Below are 14862 nucleotides of genomic sequence, written 5' to 3' on the forward strand. Positions count from 1 at the left end.
CAAGAGCGACCCTGCCCCGGTCATCGTCAGCCAGTCCCCATACTCAGGTAGCTTGACGGGCAAAGGAGGGGTCAGGTATTCTGAACTCGAGGAACTTCTCCGAAGGGGGTATATCGTCGCCTCCTCCGATCGACGCGACGTCCCCAAATACAAGTTTCCGGCGCCGATCGAGGACGCGAAGTGCGCCGTTCGCTATTTGCGCGCCAACGCAGCTGCGTACCACCTCGACCCCAACCGGATTGGCGCGTGGGGCTGCAGCACCGGAGGCTGGCTCGCGGAAATGCTTGCGTTGACCGATGTCAGTGCGGGGCTGGAGGGCACGGGCGGGTTCGCCGAACAGTCCAGTCGCGTGCAGGCAGCGGTGTCGATGGATGGCGCCGGGGTTGATTTCTCCGACCTCCCCTCTGGCTTGAAGTTTTATTTTGGCGATATCTCGCCCCAAGACCCACTAATCGCCAACGTCAGTTCTCTAACCCATATCTCGAAGGACGATCCGCCCTTCTTGCTTTTCGTGTCCGAGGCCGACAATTATGTGCCGGCGGGCCAAACGAAGAGCGACATCCAGCGGTTGTACGATGGGTTGACCGCCGCGGGAGTGCCCGCCACGCTGGTGGTGGTGAAAGGCGCCGGCCACTGCTTCGCAGGGGCCCCGGACCCGTCGCTCCCGGAAATTGCGACAATGGTCGGCGATTTCTTTGACCAGAATCTAAAGTAAAACCGGCGGCCCCAACCAAGAAGAATCAAATGCCAAAATCAATCACCATAGACCCGTCGGAAGTACGGCGGCGTTCCATCCTCACGACTCCAGAAATCCCCCTCAATGCCTATATCCCTGACCCGCCGGCCGAAGCCAAGAAGTTTGGCCGGGAGGATTTGGTGCGGATGTATCGCGACATGGTCTACATCCGCGAATTTGAGACGATGCTGGATCGCATTAAGAAAGAGGGGCGGTATCAAGGCATCGAATACAACCACCTCGGCCCGGCCCACCTGTCCATCGGCCAGGAGGCGGTGGCCGTCGGGCAGTGCTATCCCCTCACGCCCGACGATTTCATCTTCGGCTCGCATCGCAGTCACGGCGAAATTCTGGCCAAGAGTTTCGCCGCCATCGCCCAGCTCGACGACGAGACTCTCCTGCGACTCATGCGCGACACCATGGGCGGCGCGGCTTTGCGTGTAGTCGAGAAGTTCTCGTCGAGCGCGGTCAAAGACTTGGCCGTCAACTACATCTTGTACGGCACGCTGGCCGAAATCTTTGGCCGCGAGAACGGACTCAACAAGGGCCTGGGCGGCTCGATGCACGCTTTCTTCCCGCCGTTCGGCGTCATGCCCAATAACGCCATCGTCGGCGGCTCGGCGGACATCGCCGCCGGGGCCGCGCTCTTCAAGCGCGTCAACCGCAGGCCCGGCATCGTCATCGCCAACATCGGCGACGCCGCGATGGGATGCGGCCCGGTTTGGGAAGCTATGATGTTTGCGGCGATGGATCAGTATCACACGTTGTGGGCGGAAGAAGTGGGCGGCGCGCCGCCGATCCTCTTCAACTTCATGAACAACTTCTACGGCATGGGCGGCCAGACCGTCGGCGAGACGATGGGCTTTGGCGTTCTGGCGCGCGTGGGCCTGGGGGTGAATCCCGAAGCAATGCACGCCGAGCGCGTGGACGGCTACAACCCACTCGCCGTCGCCGAGGCCATTGAGCGCAAGAAAAAGATTTTGCTGGAGGGGCGCGGCCCGGTTCTGCTCGACACCGTGACCTATCGTTTCAGCGGCCACTCGCCGTCCGACGCCTCCTCTTACCGCGACCGATCAGAAGTGGAGCTGTGGCAACAGAGCGACTCGCTGACGAGTTACCGCCAATATCTCAAAGACAACGGCCACGCCGACGACGCCCGGTTGGACTCTTTCCAGCACGACATCGTCGAACGGTTGATCAAAATCGTCGGGGCCGCCGCCTCGTTGGAAATCTCCCCGCGCCTGGACACCCGCACCGACGCCATCGGCGCGATGATGTTCTCCAATCAATTCAAGGATCGAATGGCCGACGGGGAACCCGAAGTGCTTCTGCCCAAAGAAGAGACGCGGCTCAAAGTCACTTCACAAAAGAGCCGCTTCGGCCTTGACGCTCCGGGCGGCCAACCCCTGTCGAAGCTGAAGTGCGTGACGTATGCCGAAGCCCTGTTTGAGGCGATGTTGCACCGCTTCTACGAAGACCCGACGATGATCGCTTACGGCGAAGAGAACCGCGACTGGGGTGGGGCGTTCGCCGTGTATCGCGGACTGACCGAATGCTTGCCCTATCATCGCCTGTTCAACTCGCCCATCTCGGAGGCCGCCATCGTCGGCACAGCAGTGGGCTATGCCCTCTCCGGCGGGCGCGCCGTGGCCGAGTTGATGTATAGCGACTTCATAGGCCGGGCCGGGGATGAGATTTTTAACCAGATGGCGAAGTGGCAGGCGATGTCAGCCAATGCCTTGCCGATGCCACTGGTCCTGCGCGTCTCAGTCGGCTCGAAGTATGGCGCGCAACATTCGCAGGATTGGACGGCGCTCGTCGCCCACATCCCCGGCCTCAAAGTCATGTTCCCGGCCACCCCCTACGACGCGAAAGGGATGTTGAACCTGGCTCTGCGCGGCACAGACCCGGTCGTCTTTTTTGAGAGTCAACGGCTATACACTGAACCGGAGAAACTCGTGGAAGGCGGCGTCCCCATAGACTATTACGAAGTGCCGCTGGGCGAACCGGCTATCCGTCGTCAAGGCCAGGACCTCACCATCGTCACCATCGGGGCGACGTTGTATCGGGCATTGGAGGCCGCCGCCGAGTTGGAGACGAAGCACAACCTTTCGGCGGAGGTGATTGACGCGCGCTTTATTAATCCGTTGAATTACGAAACCATCGTCGCTTCGGTGAAGAAGACCGGCAGGATCATCCTCGCCTCGGATGCCTGTGAGCGCGGATCGTTCCTGCACACGATGGCGTCCAACATCAGTCAACTGGCGTTCGATTATCTCGACGGGCCGGTGGCCGTCGTCGGCGCGCGCAACTGGATCACGCCGCCCGCCGAAATGGAAGAGGCCTTCTTTCCGCAGAAGGAGTGGATCATTGACACGATCCACGAGCGCGTGTTCCCTCTCCCCGGCCACACGTCGAGCACGGCTCAGAGTATGGATGAAGTTCTCAGGCGGAATCGTTTGGGAGTGTAGGCGGCTTGCCGTCAGGAGGCGGAAGGTGTTGTTCCAGACTTCAGTAATCAGGTTGGTGAAATAGTTGGCTTCTTTGTAACTACTCAGGCCTTTCAGAACGCAGATGAACGCTGATACAACGCAGATTTTCGCTGATCTCTTTTTGTTTGTATCCGCGTCCATCAGCGTTTTTTCTGCGAAATCTGCGTTCCGGTTTTTGGCCCTGAGCAGTTACCATTTTCCTTCAGTTGACGCGAATGACTATGTCTTCCGCAAACAGTGGGCCAACTTCAACGCCGATCCGCCGGTAAAGTTCTGGCGGTACACTGATGTCAGCCAAATACAGGCCGCCGACGAAGTGCCGGGCGTTCACCTGCAATAGTCCGGCTTTGGGCAAAGCCAATGTCAGAGTCGCATTGGCGCGGATGCACGGGGAGCCGGGAACTCCCGTCGTCGCGTCGAGACCCGACGGTGTGTCCAGGGCCAGGATCGGGCGGCCCGACAGATTGGCTTGAACAATCCACTCCGCCGTTGCCCGGCGCGGGTCGCCGCTGAGACCATAGCCAATGAGAGCGTCAATAATTAAGTCGGCCTGGGCAAGGTCAGGGTCGTCGTTCTTCGCCAAGTCCATGGCTTGCAAAATTCGCCATTGATGCGCCGGAACGTCCTTCAGCCGCGCCGGATCGCCGACGAATTTCACCCGCACGCTTGCGCCGCGATTGTGGAGGTGACGGGCGGCCACCATGCCGCCGCCGCCGTTGTTGCCCGCGCCGCACAACACGACGATATGGCGGCCAGCCAGTTGCCCGTCTAACATCCGCCGCGCCTGCTCAGCCAGATTGCGCCCGGCGTTTTCCATCATTTGGATCAGTAAGATACTATACTCTTCAATCATCAGCCGATCCACATCGGCCATTTGGGCGGTGGTGAGGGACGGCAAGCTTTGCATCATGGCCCGGGTTTCGACGAAGATGAGGGGCCAGGCCGGGTGGGCAGCCGGCCTGGCAAGACAGGCGGGTCGTAGGCGCGGACTAGCGGATGAAGAATCCGTAGACCAGCGCGACAACCAACCCGTAGATGACGTGGCCAATCAGCCCGCCCATGAAGCCCATCATCCCACCCATGTTCAGCATCAGCACTCCGGGAGCCTTGACGGTTCCGGCTTTGATGCCGGCGTGCATCATGGGCACACCGCCCATCATCAGCCCGGCGATGAGCCAGTGCGCCGCGCCGAAGACCAGACCGCCGGCCCAGGTTGCCGAGCCAAGTCCGGCGGCCCACAGGGCGGCATAGATGACGGCGAAGATCACGCCCATCATAAAGTGCATGACCCAGCCGAGAGCGTTGTTGCCGTCTTTGCTGAACATGGAACCGAGCATTTCCCAAATCGCCATTTTGGGCATGCCCATCATAGGAGCCATCAACATGATCATGCTCATAACGATAGTTCCAACTACCCCTGCTACGATTGCGCCGATGATATTCATTGTAAATCTCCATTGAGTGAGTGTGTTGAGAGCGGATTGCTCTTTCACCCGTTTAGACGCGGGGCAGATGAAGATTCTTACTTAGAGTCGCCGATTTCTTACTTGCGGATCGCGTCAGTTGCCTTCGCCGGAGCATGTATAATGCCGCCAATGACCAAGCGGACGAATGAGCAATGGCTCTCAGACTTGCACGCGAGCGGGTTACGGCGCGAAACGGCGCTGGTTGACCTCCGCGCAGAAATCTTATACGGCCTGCCGTACGCCCTGCGCGATTGGCTCACACCGGATGATCCACACTTCGCGGCCCTGGTCGAGGAAGTGGCGCAGGAAACGCTGATGCGTGCCCTGGAGCATCTGGACTCGTTTGAGGGCCGCAGCCAGTTCACCACCTGGGTTCACAAAATCGCCGTGCGGGTGGCCCTCACCGAATTGCGCCGCCGCCGTTGGAAAGATGTCTCGTTGGATGGCTTGCTGGAAAACACAGACGGCGAGCCCGCCTCGCCCGTGCCAGCAGACCGCGCGCCCAGCCCGGAAGTAGCAACCGAACAAGCCGATCTGCTGGCCCAACTGCAACGCCTGATGATGGAAGAATTAACCGCCAAGCAGTTGCGGGCGATGCTGGCGGTGGGAATCGGAGAAATGCCATTGGAGGAAGTCGCGCGCCAGATGGGGATGGAGCGCAACGCGCTGTATAAGTTGTTGCACGATGCCCGGCGGCGGCTCAAGCGCCGCCTGGCCCGCGAGGGATTCACCCCGGCAGAGCTGTTGGCTGTGTTCGAGCGCAGGTAAGAACCACACTTCCAAAGGCGTCTATGGAAGGTAAGCGAGGGCGACTATGAAACATTGGCTAGAGACAATTAAACGTGGGATGCGGCCCGGCAACCGTGCTCGTTTGGCCCCGTTGCCGCCGACAATCATGCGCAAAGTGGCCCGGCAGGTTGAGATGACGGACGAGGTGGAATACACCTGCGATGACGTTCTGCGTCTGCTCGACCAATTTGCCGAAGCCGTTCTGCGCGGCGAGGATGCCGCCAAACTGATGCCGCTCGTCCAGAAACATCTCGACATGTGCCCGGACTGCCGCGAAGAGTTCGAGGCGCTGCTCCGAATTTTGCGCGCTTCCCCTTCCGACGCGTCGCCTGCTTAAGTTCTTGGCCGCACCCGGTGTCCAGAAAGTAGCGTCGTCTAATTGTTTAACGACCAATCATAAAGCTGGAATCGAACTATAGGCTTGCCCTGCAGCAAGTATTCGCGTTCAGCCTCGTTGTTCAGATAGCTGGCAACGAACTCCAGTAACGAACGTTTGTCGCCTAGCGCCAGGGGATGGCCGCCAAAGTCCGGGGCATACCACTGAAAAATCTGCGATAGCCGGACTTCGCCAGCGGCGCGATCTATTTCCACACCGCCATGGTTGATGAACGTTCGCGCCGCCATGTTCAATTGCTCATCAATGCATGTTGCATCATAAACGGCAATAGGTGGGCAGGAACGCGCGGCACACACCAGCGCAAAGTGAATGCGCGGGTCGAGGCGGTCGAGACTGTGCTTGCGGCGCAGATCGCTTGCGCCGAAGTGCGCGCCGGGGATGGCAGGATGCGGAGCGTTCGCGCGAAGAATGCCGTATTCAATGTCAAACGAGCCATAGCGTTGCCCGCCGATGTCGTACGCCGCCCGCCAGAAGAATCCTGGCGTTTCGTTAACCGAGTGCTTCACCTCAAACTGAATTACCGCATCCACGATGAGTGCGTTGTACAGATTGATCCAAAAGGCGAGGCGCTCTTCACGGCTGCCAAGCATTCCTGGATCGAAGGATTGCAAGCGGCGGGCGCACTGGCAATACTCGGCGTAAGTCGGGCTGGCGCACAGGTGGGCATAATCTACCCGGCCTTGTTGGCTGTCGTAAGCCTCGGCCTTCAGCGCATTGACGATGCGCCGCAGGTCGGCGGCCACTGGCTCCGAAGCCATCGTCGCATCCGGCTCTGGGCCGGAATTCAAAACGAGGCGTGGAGAAATGCCGTAACGAAACAGAAGCAGGCGGTGAATGAGTCGCACATGTCTATGGACGCGCCGGGCGGCGAGAATCTTACCGGGGCAGGGTAAGAATCTGGCAGGTTGCCGCGTCTATCAACTGACAGGCCAAAATGATGACAAGTAGGATGGCGGTGGGCGTTTGCGTTTTTGGCTCTCGGCCCGGCGGTCGGCATTTGGGCGATGAGCACATTGCGTCGCTCGCCTTTTGCCGTTCGCCTGGCAGGCGGCAAAGGTTGAAAAAGTTTCTGGAGAGGTCACCATGAACACTGCAACACGCTCGACGGTCGGTTCGATCATCATCACCCTTCTGCTCTCGGCCTGCGCCGGAGCCACTGCTCCGCCGACAGCGGTCGTAGCCATCCAATCACCTCAACCAACTTCGATTTCCGCTCAGGAGCCTCTGCCGAAAGCAACGCCGACCCTTTTACCCGCCGAGCCGCCACCGTCGGGCGCAACCTTTGAGTTCAAGACCGACTTCAGCAAACATTCGGTTCCCTACAGCGACATCCTGTCCGGCGGGCCGCCCAAAGACGGCATCCCCGCGATAGACAGCCCGACGTTTGTGGCCGTGTCCGAGGCCGACGCCTGGCTGAAATCCGTCGAGCCGGTCATCTTCTTCCAAATCGGCGATGATGCCCGAGCCTATCCCATTCAGATTTTCATGTGGCACGAGATTGTCAATGACACCGTCGGCGATGTGCCGGTAGTGATCTCCTTCTGTCCGCTGTGCAACACCGCCATCGCCTTCGAGCGCACGGCCGCAGGCGGGCAAGTCTTCGACTTTGGCACGACGGGCCGCCTGCGCTACAGCAACCTCATCATGTACGACCGCCAGACCGAGACCTGGTGGCAACAGGCCACGGGCCAGGCCATCGCCGGCGAACTGACCGGCGCCCAACTGGTCTTCCGCCCGGCTTCCATCATTTCCTGGGCGGACTTCAAGGCAAATTATCCAGACGGCAAAGTCCTGTCTCGCGACACCGGGTTCAGCCGCCCCTATGGCGACAACCCTTACGTCGGTTACGACGACGTGAACAACCCACCCTTTCTCTATCGTGGCCCGAAGACGCCCGGCGAACTGCCGCCAGTGGCGCGCGTGCTGACGATTAACCTCAACGGAGAGGCCGTCGCCTATCCATATGACATTTTGCAACAAATGAGCGTCGTCAACGACACGGTGGGTGGAACCGAGGTGGTGGTGTTATGGGCCGCTGGCACAGCGTCGGCACTGGACGGCGACACCGTCGCCGGAGGCCGCGACGTGGGGGCGGCGAATGCCTATGAGCGTGAACTCGACGGCCAGGCTCTCACCTTTGCGCTCGACAGTTCAAAGATTGTAGACGACGAGACGGGGAGTGAGTGGGATGTGTTGGGTCAGGCGGTAAACGGGCCGCTGACTGGGAAACAACTGACTCCGGTGGTGGCCGTCAACCATTTCTGGTTTTCGTGGGCGGCCTTCAAACCGGAGACGCGCATTTATCAACCGTGAGGTGAACTCATCACGATGACGAAAGAACAACGAAGCCACGCCCGACAGGCCAGACAAAAACTGCGAGGCCGCCGTGAGGTTGCGCTTCAACGCAATCGCTGGTTGATGATCGGCGGCGGTGTTCTTGCCGTAGTGCTCCTCGGCGCATTTATTTTGTGGCCTCGTCCAAAAGCCGAGCCGGTTTCGGAGGCGCGGCTGGCGGATGACCCGGCGCTCGGTTCGGCGGGGGCCGAAGTGACAATTGTCGAATACGGCGACTTTGGTTGCCCGTCCTGCCGCGCCTGGCACCAGGCCGGCATCTTGAATCAGATTCTTGAGAAGTACGGGGATAAAGTGCGGTTCGTCTGGCGCGACTTTCCGGTCATCACGGCGCAGTCGCCTAAAGCCGCCGAAGCCGCACAATGCGCTTACGATCAGCACAAGTTCTGGGAGTACCATGACTTGCTTTACGACCGCGCCCCGGCGCTGAGTGTGAATGACCTCAAAGCCTACGCCGCCGAGCTTGGATTGGATACGGCGCGCTTCGACAGTTGCCTGGACTCAGGCCAGCATCAGGCAACGGTTGCCCGTGACGAGCAGGATGCTTTCCGGCGCGGCTTTCGTGGCACGCCATCATTTTTGGTGAACGAACAGCCGCTCGCCGGCCCGCCATCTTTGGAGACTCTCCAAAACCTGATTGACCCGCTTCTGGCTACTGATGGCCAGTAGCACTTCCTTGCAAGGTTGTGGCATATTTGAGGGCGATTCACAAACAGTGGCGCTGTGATCGCGCTCTAGGAAGGGCCGTGCTCAAAATTCAATGCCTCGTCCTCCAGCGCCGGCCATTCCTCGCTCTGCTCGGCCTGCCCGGCCCAGTTGCGTTTGCCGCTCCAACTTTCAATCGCAATGGCATAAACGCTGGTGCGCTTTAGCTCCTGGTCGGTAATCGGGCGGTATTCTTTGCCCGCCGTCATTGTCGGGAAGCATTTGGCGATCAGGCTGGAAAGTGCCTGCCGCTTTTCATCGAAATCTTCCAGCACCCGAATCGTTCCAAAGGCAACCACACTTTCATATTGCACGCTGAACTCCAGCGCGATGTTGGACGGCAGAAAGCGGCCAAACTCGCTGGCTTCAAAGCAGACGCGTTCGTGCCGCTCGCTGTTGGCCCGCATCCGGCCCACGATGTTGGAGTGAAAGATGATCTGATGGCGCTCGGCGTCGTACCAGAAGGTGGTGGGGTTGATGAAGGGCTGGTCGTCCCAGCGGGTGGCAATGTGGCCGATGCGGGCGCGGCGTAGAAACCGGCGTATCCACTCGTCGTCCTGCGCATTTTCAGGCCGCCGCTGGGCGTTGGCCGGGGTGACGTTGAGACTATAGTCTTTGGGCATTCACTTCCTCTTTTTTGGCAACGGGCGCTTCGCGCGAATTGAACGGATTATATCTTTATCCGTTGCATTCGCTAAATCCATTGTCTCAGCTCGCAGGCCGGTTGACAAGCCACACGCGAAGAGGATGATGGCCCCGCCGAGCAGGGAGATCGTCGAGGGCTTCATGGTGAAGCAACGCGACTGCTTATGAGTTCAACGGGGCAACAGGTATCGGCAGTCGTAGCTGCCTGAGGGGAAAGGCTGGTTGCGGGTCAGACACGGCGAACGACCAGAGGGCAATTAACCCAAGAAATACTTGGGCGCTGAGTTGCGGCGTATAACCTCCAGCGATCAATAATAACATTGCCCATCCCGTTGGATTTCCCTGGCGCAGAGCGGCGATCACGGTTACACCCGCCAACCACAGACTCACGGCGTACAGCGGCCACGGCAGATAAAGAGTCAAGCCGGTTGACCAGATGGCGATGATGGCTGTCATGGCCGGGTTGGCGAGGTAGGCTACAACAAACGCCAGCACCGGAATCGCCGCCCACTTGTAGGGCGAGATGACACGCGAAGCGCGCCCTACAGCCCACCACAACACAATCGGAGTCAAGACGACGAACAGTTCGCCAAGATTGAAAAGCGTTTCGGTGAGCGGCGGCGGGCCGGGCCAGCGCAGGGCGGTGTACAAGGCGGGCAGAAGTTGATACAGCCCGCCGAGCATCAACGCCAGCGCCGGTGCCGACCAGGCGATTTTATTTTTGAGGCCGCCGGTTTCTTGCCACATGTGTTTGCCAACTATTCCCACCGCAACCATCACCAGCAATTGGTAGCCGACGGCCAGCCAGCCGCCCGGCGCGACGAAAACAGAGGCGATGCTGAAGACCGCGAGACTCAACAACACAAACGGCAACACGACTGAGCGCCGCGACTGCCACGCAATCCAGAACACGGCGGCCAGCGCCAGCAGGCCAGTGAGGGTGAAAGCCAGTTGGCCGATCAGGGTGAGGGCCTGGTAGGCGGCCACCACCTGCGGCGGCTTGGGCATGAAGATCGCCGTGCGAGTGATCGTCCGCGTAATCAGCCAGTCAGCAAGGGCGGCAATCGTCAGCCAACGGAAGAAAAGCGGGAAGCGGCTCATTTCTTGCCCGGCAGTTTCGAGAACAGGAAGACAACAGCCACTAGGCCGAGGATGAGTCCGGCCATCATGATCATCGGGATAACCGCCCACCAGAAGCCTTCGATATTGGCCGGTGTGGCCGTCGGTTTGGCTGGTGAAGCTTGAGCGGGCGCGGCGCCTTCCACTTGCAGTGACACCCACTGCGAGGTGGACTTCTGCCCGTTGCGCTCGTTGTTCGCGCCGTCCCAGGCGGCAAAGGCCATTGAATACACTTTGCCCGATGTAAAGGCCACGTCGTCGGTTTCTTTTGAAGTGAGGTCGCGGCTGAAGATGACCCGCCACTTGCCCTCGGCCCAGGCGCCAACCCCTTGCACGTTTTGGCCGTCGGCGGGTTGGGCGGTGAGTGAGCCGAAGCCGCCGGCGATGAGGTCTTCAACCGGCGACTGGTGGGCGGCGGCGAAGAGATTGCCCGAGGGGAGAGCCGGAAGATAGTTCGGGTCGGTGTAATCGGCGGGAGCGGCGAGAACCGGCTCGGCGGCGCTGGTGAACGGATATTGATCCACGTACATGTTGGGATACAGCGTATTCGTGTCGTTTCGGGCCGTGATGTCGGCCTGCCAGTCGGCCTTCCAGTGCCAGATGTTGACGTTGCCGCCCTGTTGCCCCATGCAGAAGAACGGCTGGCCCTCGGCCAGCGGGAACTGCACGGCCACCGCGTCGCGGAAATCCTGAACCCGCACCATCGAATCGTTTTTCGTCTCGTCAGCCCACTCAACCAGAATTGCAATTTGCGATCCGTTGTGCAGAGCGCGGGCAGTGACGGATTTGACTCTGGCCTCGAGGAGCATAGGCCGGGTGACGTTCTGGGCGCTCAACGGCACTTCGACCGCTGTGGCCTGTTGCCAGAGAGCGGAACTCGGGTCGGTCGTTGGCAGATCGCCCGACACTTGAGCGGCGAGGAGGGTGAGGCCCTGCGAACCGGCGATGGGCACTTTGAAGAAGGTGAGCGCGGCGGCAACGGCCAGTAGCAGACCAAATGAAACAAGAGAACGTTTATTCATGGGATTGCTCCAGGGTTAGTGAACAGTAATCACGATTCGCTGATCACTGTTTACTGCTCACTGTTTACTGTCCACTGCTCCGTAACCGGGCACGCCTCGCACGAAATCTCCGGCACGAGAGGCGTGGGCTTGATTCCGGCCAGTGGCCGTTGCTCCACCGTCACGCCCAGCCGTTTGGCGTCGGCCAACACAAAAGTGGAGGCGAAACGGGCGAGGGCCACAAACGGCCCGCCGGTGGCCGACTGCTTGAGAGAGTCGGCGAACAAGCCGATCCATTGTCCGAGATGCTCTTGCAGGAATTTGCTCTGAGCGTCAATGCAGATTTCGACGTGCTCCAGCACATCCCGCTCGGCGGCGTAGGCTTCTTTGAGCGCCAGAATGTGCATGAACTCAAGTTCGGCAGAGAGGTGATCGGGCCGCTCGCGCACTTTGCCGCCAAGGTTGAAGCCAAAGGCGCGATAGAACCCGGCGATGTCGGCCATCTCCTGGCTCTGGCGGAACTCGTGCGGCAGGCCGACTTCGGTCTCGTAACACAGTGAGCCGGTGAGGCCGAAAGCGCGGCGGTGCTCGGCCTGCAAGGCAGGAAAATCCCAAATCCCAAAATCCAAAATCCCAAAATCCCCGCCGCAGTCCAGGCGTCCAACTTCCAAAGCTGGCGCATTCAAATCACGCACAATGTCGGCCAGGAGAGGCAGATCCTCTAACCAGTTCTCAGTCGGGTAGAGAAACACGTCGGCAAGAAAACGGTAAACCTGTGCGCGGCGGATGGCAATCTCAGTGTTCATCTCCAATTCTCCAATTCTCTAATCCTCGAATCTCCACTCGCTAAATAGAGTTCAACCTTTCGACCGGCCTCTCATGAATCGGCTCCACCACTGTCAGCCGGCTCACTTCGCGGTCTTTGGCGTCGAAGCCGATCACGGTGTCGTTGTACATCTTCCACGGCTTTCCGTTGACTTCGGTCTCCAGTACCAGCGGGCCTTCTTCGATCTCATAGCGGAAGATCATCTTCTGGGTGGTGCGGAAGAGTTGTAGGACGGCCAGCAGTTCGCGCGAGGGCGCGGTGTAACGGGCAATCGCTTCCTCCACGCCGGGGCCGAACATTTGTCGCAGGTAGGCGCGTGGGGCCCAGCGCGGCGGGATGTAGTAGATGTTCGGCTCGGTGCCAAACTGCGGGTAGAGCGGCAGGGCCACCTTCTCCATCTTGATCATGAAATACAGCGGGTGCTTCGGGTTCTCGGCCCACGATCCGTCCTCGGCGATGTCCACCAGCCCGTTCATGCGAATCTTGCCGGGGCACACCGCCATGCACCGCGTTTCCATCGGCACGCCGTCGCTGAGCGGGTCGTTGCCCTCCACGCGCGGGTAGCAGGCCACGCATTTCTCGCTGGTGCGCGTCGTGCCGCGATACATCGTCTTCTTGTACGGGCACTGCTCTACACACTTGCGGTAGCCGCGACAGCGCGCCTGATCAATCAGCACGATGCCGTCTTCCTGCCGTTTGTAGATCGCTTTGCGCGGGCAGGCGGCGGCGCAGGCCGGGTAGGTGCAATGGTTGCACAATCGTTGAAGATAGAAGAACCACGTTTGATGCTCCGGCAAAGACGCGCCCTGAGTGCTAATGCCGAGCTTGTCGCCTTTGTAACCGGTGGACGTGTCTTCGTAGAAGTTGGGGGCGCGCCACTCGGTGTCGGGCGGAATGTAGCCGAGGGCCTGTTGCTCCGGGCTGGCCGCCTCGGTGATGGTCATCCCGTTGTACACGCCATACGGGGCAGAGTCGCTTGCCCCGTTCGCGTCCCACTCCGCTTTCTTGCCGGCGGCCTGGTGCGCCTCGTCCAACTTTTGGAGAATCTTGATATCCCAGTGCTGGGGGAAGCCGCCGTAAGGCTTGGACTCGACGTTGTTCCACCACATGGCTTCCTGGCCTTTGGAGAATGTCCAGGTGGCCTTGCAGGCGCCGGTGCAGGTCTGGCAGCCGATGCAACGGTTGATGTTGAACACGGCGGCGAACTGCTTTTGGGGATGGGCCTCGTCGAAGACATAAGCCATCTTGCGGCCAATTTGCCAGTTGTAAACTTCAGCCATAAAGAACTCCTTGAGTGCTAAATGATTTTCATTGTCTAATTGTTGGTTGACAGGCTCTCCCTCGCTCGCTATACTCCGCCTGGCTGGTGTATAACAGAAAGAGAGATTTGTATGACTATTGCAACCGTCTCCTCAAAAGGCTGGGTTGTAATCCCTGCCGAACTTCGCAAAAAGTATGACCTCCGTCCGGGAGCGCGTGTCGTGTTCGTAGACTACGGCGGTGTGGTCGCACTTGTGCCGGCGATGGACAATCCGGTTGAGGAGTCGGCTGGAAGACTGAAGAGCTCCCGCTCACTGGTGAAAGCCCTGCTGGAAGAGCGAGCCCGGGAGCGTCAGCGTGAACGGTAACCGGACTTTCGTTCTGGATAGTTACGCGCTGTTGGCGCATTATCAAAGCGAGCCTGGCGGGCCGCGCGTCAAAGTCGTGCTGGCGCAGGCCGAAAAACAGCAAGCAGACGTTTATTTGTCCATCATCAACTATGGCGAGGCGCTCTACATTCTTGAGCGCGAAGAAGGGTTGATGACAGCCCAAGACCTGATTGCCACAGTGGACCAGTTGCCCGTCATGGTCGTCGAGGCCGATAGAAAACTCACCTTCGCCGCCGCGCATCTCAAAGCCCATCATCCCATCTCCTACGCCGACGCATTCGCCGTCGCGCTGGCTCAATAGAAACAAGCCGTTCTCCTCACGGGTGATCCGGAATTCCGCAGGGTCGAGTCGTTGGTGACGGTAGAATGGCTTCTACAGGCCTGACCGCTACCCCCCACTTCACGCAAGTCTGCCGAATTAGATCGCGCACATAGCCCTCGCCCTTCAACCGATAAATGCGGTGGGTGGCGAGAAACATCGGGTTGACGAACAGCGTCATCAGTCTCTGCTCGCTCCAACCCAGCCTGATGTATTCTTCGACCACACACTCGGCCATCGCCTCCAGTTGCCCCGGCTCGCCGGGCAGAACCATTCCAATCAGACCCATCGGGTCTTCGTCAACAAATTCATCGTGTGGCATGTTGTGCTCCCGTGGAGGGTGGGGCGTGGAGCGTGAAGCGTAAC

General features: G+C 59.7%; 17 protein-coding genes. 8 read left to right on the plus strand and 9 right to left on the minus strand.

What is annotated here, in order from left to right; genetic code table 11:
• Both HYZ49_20545 and HYZ49_20550 read left to right on the plus strand, forming a co-directional pair.
• Positions 1 to 715, plus strand: a 715-nt coding sequence (locus HYZ49_20545) for an alpha/beta hydrolase (protein MBI3244675.1), incomplete at its 5' end; no start/stop codon positions are given.
• A 29-nt stretch (positions 716 to 744) separates the two neighbouring features.
• A complete protein-coding gene (locus HYZ49_20550; protein ID MBI3244676.1) occupies positions 745 to 3207 on the plus strand; it encodes a dehydrogenase in 2463 nt (820 codons plus the stop codon).
• A 223-nt stretch (positions 3208 to 3430) separates the two neighbouring features.
• On the opposite strand, the gene HYZ49_20555 is transcribed toward HYZ49_20550, so the two are convergent.
• Together HYZ49_20555 and HYZ49_20560 are read right to left on the minus strand one after the other, a co-directional pair.
• The gene (locus tag HYZ49_20555; GenBank protein MBI3244677.1) at positions 3431 to 4138 is read right to left on the minus strand and encodes an NAD(P)H-hydrate epimerase; all 708 of its coding nucleotides are present in this window, start codon (positions 4136 to 4138) and stop codon (positions 3431 to 3433) included.
• Between the two features lie 79 nt (positions 4139 to 4217).
• The gene (locus tag HYZ49_20560; protein MBI3244678.1) at positions 4218 to 4673 is read right to left on the minus strand and encodes a hypothetical protein; all 456 of its coding nucleotides are present in this window, start codon (positions 4671 to 4673) and stop codon (positions 4218 to 4220) included.
• Positions 4674 to 4814: 141 nt separating this feature from the next.
• Here HYZ49_20560 and HYZ49_20565 point away from each other — a divergent pair, with 141 nt between their 5' ends.
• Both HYZ49_20565 and HYZ49_20570 read left to right on the plus strand, forming a co-directional pair.
• Positions 4815 to 5462, plus strand: coding sequence for a sigma-70 family RNA polymerase sigma factor (locus HYZ49_20565; protein ID MBI3244679.1), 648 nt, complete (start codon positions 4815 to 4817; stop codon positions 5460 to 5462).
• 46 nt (positions 5463 to 5508) lie between these two features.
• Positions 5509 to 5820, plus strand: coding sequence for a zf-HC2 domain-containing protein (locus HYZ49_20570; GenBank protein MBI3244680.1), 312 nt, complete (start codon positions 5509 to 5511; stop codon positions 5818 to 5820).
• 38 nt (positions 5821 to 5858) lie between these two features.
• On the opposite strand, the gene HYZ49_20575 is transcribed toward HYZ49_20570, so the two are convergent.
• A complete protein-coding gene (locus HYZ49_20575; protein ID MBI3244681.1) occupies positions 5859 to 6725 on the minus strand; it encodes a DUF547 domain-containing protein in 867 nt (288 codons plus the stop codon).
• 238 nt (positions 6726 to 6963) lie between these two features.
• On the opposite strand from HYZ49_20575, the gene HYZ49_20580 reads away from it, so the two are divergent.
• Both HYZ49_20580 and HYZ49_20585 read left to right on the plus strand, forming a co-directional pair.
• On the plus strand, positions 6964 to 8193 hold the full coding sequence (locus tag HYZ49_20580) for a DUF3179 domain-containing protein (GenBank protein MBI3244682.1): 1230 nt from the start codon (positions 6964 to 6966) through the stop codon (positions 8191 to 8193).
• A gap of 15 nt (positions 8194 to 8208) precedes the next feature.
• Positions 8209 to 8901 (plus strand): DsbA family protein, encoded by a 693-nt coding sequence (locus tag HYZ49_20585; protein ID MBI3244683.1) that lies wholly within the window; start codon positions 8209 to 8211, stop codon positions 8899 to 8901.
• Between the two features lie 65 nt (positions 8902 to 8966).
• Here HYZ49_20585 and HYZ49_20590 read toward each other — a convergent pair whose 3' ends face one another.
• The 5 genes from HYZ49_20590 to HYZ49_20610 form a co-directional block, all read right to left on the minus strand.
• The gene (locus HYZ49_20590) at positions 8967 to 9560 is read right to left on the minus strand and encodes a pyridoxamine 5'-phosphate oxidase family protein (protein MBI3244684.1); all 594 of its coding nucleotides are present in this window, start codon (positions 9558 to 9560) and stop codon (positions 8967 to 8969) included.
• Between the two features lie 184 nt (positions 9561 to 9744).
• Positions 9745 to 10683, minus strand: coding sequence for a hypothetical protein (locus tag HYZ49_20595; protein MBI3244685.1), 939 nt, complete (start codon positions 10681 to 10683; stop codon positions 9745 to 9747).
• Positions 10680 to 11723: a hypothetical protein gene (locus HYZ49_20600; protein MBI3244686.1), complete on the minus strand. Its 1044-nt coding sequence runs from the start codon at positions 11721 to 11723 to the stop codon at positions 10680 to 10682. The genes HYZ49_20595 and HYZ49_20600 overlap by 4 nt, the downstream gene beginning before the upstream one ends.
• 50 nt (positions 11724 to 11773) lie before the next feature.
• Positions 11774 to 12508 (minus strand): molecular chaperone TorD family protein, encoded by a 735-nt coding sequence (locus HYZ49_20605; protein ID MBI3244687.1) that lies wholly within the window; start codon positions 12506 to 12508, stop codon positions 11774 to 11776.
• Between the two features lie 40 nt (positions 12509 to 12548).
• Complete coding sequence (locus HYZ49_20610) at positions 12549 to 13808, minus strand: nitrate oxidoreductase subunit beta (GenBank protein ID MBI3244688.1); 1260 nt, start codon at positions 13806 to 13808, stop codon at positions 12549 to 12551.
• A 111-nt stretch (positions 13809 to 13919) separates the two neighbouring features.
• On the opposite strand from HYZ49_20610, the gene HYZ49_20615 reads away from it, so the two are divergent.
• Together HYZ49_20615 and HYZ49_20620 are read left to right on the plus strand one after the other, a co-directional pair.
• Complete coding sequence (locus HYZ49_20615; protein ID MBI3244689.1) at positions 13920 to 14156, plus strand: AbrB/MazE/SpoVT family DNA-binding domain-containing protein; 237 nt, start codon at positions 13920 to 13922, stop codon at positions 14154 to 14156.
• Entirely contained in the window at positions 14146 to 14478 is a 333-nt protein-coding gene (locus tag HYZ49_20620) for a type II toxin-antitoxin system VapC family toxin (GenBank protein MBI3244690.1), read from the plus strand. Before HYZ49_20615 ends, HYZ49_20620 begins: the two co-directional genes overlap by 11 nt.
• 16 nt (positions 14479 to 14494) lie before the next feature.
• Here HYZ49_20620 and HYZ49_20625 read toward each other — a convergent pair whose 3' ends face one another.
• A complete protein-coding gene (locus HYZ49_20625; protein ID MBI3244691.1) occupies positions 14495 to 14818 on the minus strand; it encodes a hypothetical protein in 324 nt (107 codons plus the stop codon).
• Positions 14819 to 14862: the final 44 nt, after the last annotated feature.

It is taken from the genome of Chloroflexota bacterium, from assembly GCA_016197225.1.
Classification (GTDB): Bacteria; Chloroflexota; Anaerolineae; order Anaerolineales; family VGOW01; genus VGOW01.

Coding starts and splice junctions, on each gene's coding strand:
- HYZ49_20550 (MBI3244676.1), top strand. CDS start 745: ATGCCAAAATCAATCACCATAGACCCGTCGGAAGTACGGCGGCGTTCC.
- HYZ49_20555 (MBI3244677.1), bottom strand. CDS start 4,138: ATGATGCAAAGCTTGCCGTCCCTCACCACCGCCCAAATGGCCGATGTG.
- HYZ49_20560 (MBI3244678.1), bottom strand. CDS start 4,673: ATGAATATCATCGGCGCAATCGTAGCAGGGGTAGTTGGAACTATCGTT.
- HYZ49_20565 (MBI3244679.1), top strand. CDS start 4,815: ATGCCGCCAATGACCAAGCGGACGAATGAGCAATGGCTCTCAGACTTG.
- HYZ49_20570 (MBI3244680.1), top strand. CDS start 5,509: ATGAAACATTGGCTAGAGACAATTAAACGTGGGATGCGGCCCGGCAAC.
- HYZ49_20580 (MBI3244682.1), top strand. CDS start 6,964: ATGAACACTGCAACACGCTCGACGGTCGGTTCGATCATCATCACCCTT.
- HYZ49_20585 (MBI3244683.1), top strand. CDS start 8,209: ATGACGAAAGAACAACGAAGCCACGCCCGACAGGCCAGACAAAAACTG.
- HYZ49_20590 (MBI3244684.1), bottom strand. CDS start 9,560: ATGCCCAAAGACTATAGTCTCAACGTCACCCCGGCCAACGCCCAGCGG.
- HYZ49_20595 (MBI3244685.1), bottom strand. CDS start 10,683: ATGAGCCGCTTCCCGCTTTTCTTCCGTTGGCTGACGATTGCCGCCCTT.
- HYZ49_20600 (MBI3244686.1), bottom strand. CDS start 11,723: ATGAATAAACGTTCTCTTGTTTCATTTGGTCTGCTACTGGCCGTTGCC.
- HYZ49_20605 (MBI3244687.1), bottom strand. CDS start 12,508: ATGAACACTGAGATTGCCATCCGCCGCGCACAGGTTTACCGTTTTCTT.
- HYZ49_20610 (MBI3244688.1), bottom strand. CDS start 13,808: ATGGCTGAAGTTTACAACTGGCAAATTGGCCGCAAGATGGCTTATGTC.
- HYZ49_20615 (MBI3244689.1), top strand. CDS start 13,920: ATGACTATTGCAACCGTCTCCTCAAAAGGCTGGGTTGTAATCCCTGCC.
- HYZ49_20625 (MBI3244691.1), bottom strand. CDS start 14,818: ATGCCACACGATGAATTTGTTGACGAAGACCCGATGGGTCTGATTGGA.